Source organism: Actinosynnema sp. (assembly GCF_052038725.1).
In genome coordinates this window covers 1-3,142 of the sequence record NZ_JBQGCX010000872.1, presented here as the reverse complement: position 1 = coordinate 3,142, position 3,142 = coordinate 1, and the positions used below count along the sequence as shown (strand labels likewise).

General features: G+C 72.4%; 3 protein-coding genes. All 3 read right to left on the bottom strand.

The window, feature by feature from the left end; genetic code table 11:
* Positions 1-1,229: AfsR/SARP family transcriptional regulator (locus ACTUAL_RS17925; protein WP_440901074.1), on the bottom strand; the 1,229-nt coding region annotated here is incomplete at its 3' end.
* Positions 1,230-1,809: 580 nt separating this feature from the next.
* Positions 1,810-2,115: a chorismate mutase gene (locus ACTUAL_RS17920; protein ID WP_440901073.1), complete on the bottom strand. Its 306-nt coding sequence runs from the start codon at positions 2,113-2,115 to the stop codon at positions 1,810-1,812.
* Between the two features lie 86 nt (positions 2,116-2,201).
* Positions 2,202-3,142: prephenate dehydrogenase dimerization domain-containing protein (locus tag ACTUAL_RS17915; protein WP_440901072.1), on the bottom strand; the 941-nt coding region annotated here is incomplete at its 5' end.

Below are 3,142 nucleotides of genomic sequence, written 5' to 3'. Positions count from 1 at the left end.
ACGGGGGCGCGCAGGGCGGTGGCCTCGTCGGTGCGCAGCCCGTCGAGCCGGTGCACGTCGACCCCCGGCAGGTCGAGCATGGTCGTGCGGCTGGTGCACAGCACCGCGCCGGTGTCGGCGGGGCGCAGGGGCTCCACGTGCGCGCTGCCCGCCGCGTCGTCGAGCACGACGAGGAGGCGCCTGCCCGCCGTGGCGCTGCGGAACAGGGCTGCGCGGGTCGCGACGTCGGAGGGGATGTGCTCGTCGGACACCCCGAGCGCGCGCAGGAACCCGGCGAGCACGTCGTGGGGGGTGGCGGGCCTTCCGGTGCTGCCGCCCAGGTCGGCGTGCAGCTGCCCGTCGGGGAAGCGGTCGCGGACCCGGTGGGCGGCGTGCACGGCCAGTGCGGTCTTGCCGACGCCGGGCCGTCCGACGACGGCGACGACCCCGCCCCGGCCGGAGCGGCACAGGTGGTCGGCGAGGCAGGTCAGCTCGTGGTCGCGGCCGGTGAAGTCGGCGGTGTCGGCGGGCAGTTGCGCGGGCGCCTTGGCGGTGGGCCTGGGGCGGACGGCGCCGCCGGGGTGGGTGAGCGGTTCACCGGCGATGATGCGCCGTTGCAGCTCCTGCAGGCGGGGGCCGGGTTCGAGGCCGAGGGAGGCCACCATGGTGGCGCGGCCCGCGCGGTAGACCGCGAGGGCGTCGGCGCGGCGGTGCGAGAGGTACAGGGCGGTCATGAGCTGGGCGCGCAGGTGCTCGCGCAGCGGGTACTCGGCGACCAGCACGCGCAGTTCGCTGACCAGTTCGGCGTGGCAGCCGGTGGCCAGCTCGACGTCCAGGCGCTCCTCCAGCACCGAGAGCCTGCGCTCCTCCCAGTGCGCGGCCATGGTCTGCACGGTGGGGCTGGCGAGCTCGGCCATCAGCGGGCCGTGGAACAGCGCGAGCGCGGACCGGTACTCGGCGATCGCGGCGGAGACCTCGCCGCGGCGGTGCAGCTCGCGCGCCGTGCGCACCCCGTCCTCGAACAGGTGGGCGTCGAGCACACCGCCGTCCATGCGCAGCTGGTAGCCGCCGGAGACGGTCTCGATGAGCTCAGCCGGGGCGCCCGCCTGCTCGAACGCGGTGCGCAACCGCCACACGCAGGTCTGGATCTGCTTGTCGGCGGTGGCGGGCGGGGTGGCGCCCCACACCGCGTCGACGAGCCTGCCGACGGGGACGAGCTTGTCGATGTTGATCAGCAGCAGCGCCAGCACGGTGAGCTGGCGGCTGCGACCGACGCGGACGGGGAGCCCGTCTACGGTGACCGAAACCGGACCGAGGATCTGGAAGAACAATCCTTTCTGCCGATTTACCGCGCGCATCGCTTCCCCGCTCATGTGCGCCCCCTCGCAGAAAAATAAAAATGGAGAAAAAGGAAACCCCCCAGGCGGTCACACCTACCCGCGAACCCGAGTTCCCCAGATTCCGCCGCCCGACGAATTCAACCACGGAGCCGCATACCGATCAACATCCGAGAACAGGACCACCCTGTTGGACTAGAATAACCTTCCCCGATAGGGATCATTTGCGGTGGAGTTTTGACTTCGCTTCGCGCACACCCAGAGGAACCCTTCGAAAGGGTTCCGCACACCTGCGGCACCGCCCCGGCCTGCGCAGATGCCCACCCCCGCTCGGGCACGCACCGTGATGACACCGCCGGTTACACAGCGCTTCGCCCCTTGCGGACACAGCCGCCCAAACCGCCCGTACCGAACCCACCGAACGTTTCCCCGCAGGTCCTCGCGGTCACAGCCGTAGCGCACCGTTAACACGGTCGGCGCACCAAACCCATGATCAAATTACTCTCCGGTGACTTTCCGTGTCACCATCGATGATCTCGTCCTCCACGCGGCAAGCCTCGGCGACGATCATCGCGGCCAACTGCCGCATGAACTCCGGCGAAATCCCCATTCTGCTGCCGCGCGCGGCGTAAGCCTCCCGAACCGCGTCCCCCCGGTCGGGCTGCATCATCGGTATGCCCTTGGTCTTCTTCACCGCAGCAACTTCGGCGCACACGCGCAACCGGGCGGCCACCACTTCGGCCAACTGCTCGTCGAGCTGGTTGATGCGCTCGCGAAAAGGACCCAGGACTTCAGCCACCGACAACACCCCTTCGTGCTCGCGCGGAGCACACGGAATAAAGGACGACGGCGGCCACGATAAGGGCGGTCGCTCTCAGCGCGGTCTCAGCTCTTCGGGGTCGCCTCGAACAGCGCGCGGCAGTGCGCGCGCAGCGGTCCGGCCTGCTCTCCCAACGCGGCGGACAGCTCGGCGAGGCAGCGCGCGAAGCGGTCCGGGTCCGAGGCGAGCTCCCCCAGCCCGAGCAGGAAACCGGACATGCGCGCGCGGACCTCCGGGGCGTCGGGGTTGCCCGCCTGCACGTCGCGGTAGACCTCGGGGACCCCGCCGCTGATCCGCGCCAGGAGCGCGAGCACCGTGCGGTGCGGGGGCGGCGCGAGCTCGACGAGGACGTCCGGGCTGACACCGCTGGTGGCGACGACGTGCCCCAGCGCGAGCACCGCCGCGTGGGTGGCGGCCTGCATGACCGAGGCGGCCCGGTCGTGCTCGTCGGGCGACACCCGCGCCACCCGGCCGCCCGCCGCGCCGATCAACCGCTCCAGCGCGGCGACGCGCGGACCGGGCGCGATCGGCACGAGGGCGACCGCGCGCCCGGAGAAGCCCAGTTCGGGGGCGAACATCGGGTTGAGGCCGCAGGCCTGCAGCGCGTGGCGCGCGGCGAGCGCGGTGGCCAGCTCAGCCGCGGCGTGCTTGACCGAGAGCGTCTCCACCAGCAGCGCCCCCGGCGGGAGCAGCGGGGCGCAGGCGGACATCGCCGCGAGCGCTGGCCCCTCGGGGAGGGCGAGCACGACCGCGTCGGCGGCGCCCAGGGCTGCGCGCAGCGCGGCGTCGGGTCGGGTGGCGTCGGCCACCAGGGACGGGGCGCCGTCACCGGCCGAGGTCACGACGTCGACGGACGTCACCTCGGTGGAACCGGGGAAGAGGGCCCGCAGGAGGCGGCCCACCTGGCCCGCTCCCCCGATGACGACGACGCGGGCGAAGCGGGTGGGCTCGGGGTGGGCGGTCTCGGACCGGGAGGGCTCAAGGGGCACTGCTGATCTCCTGTCTG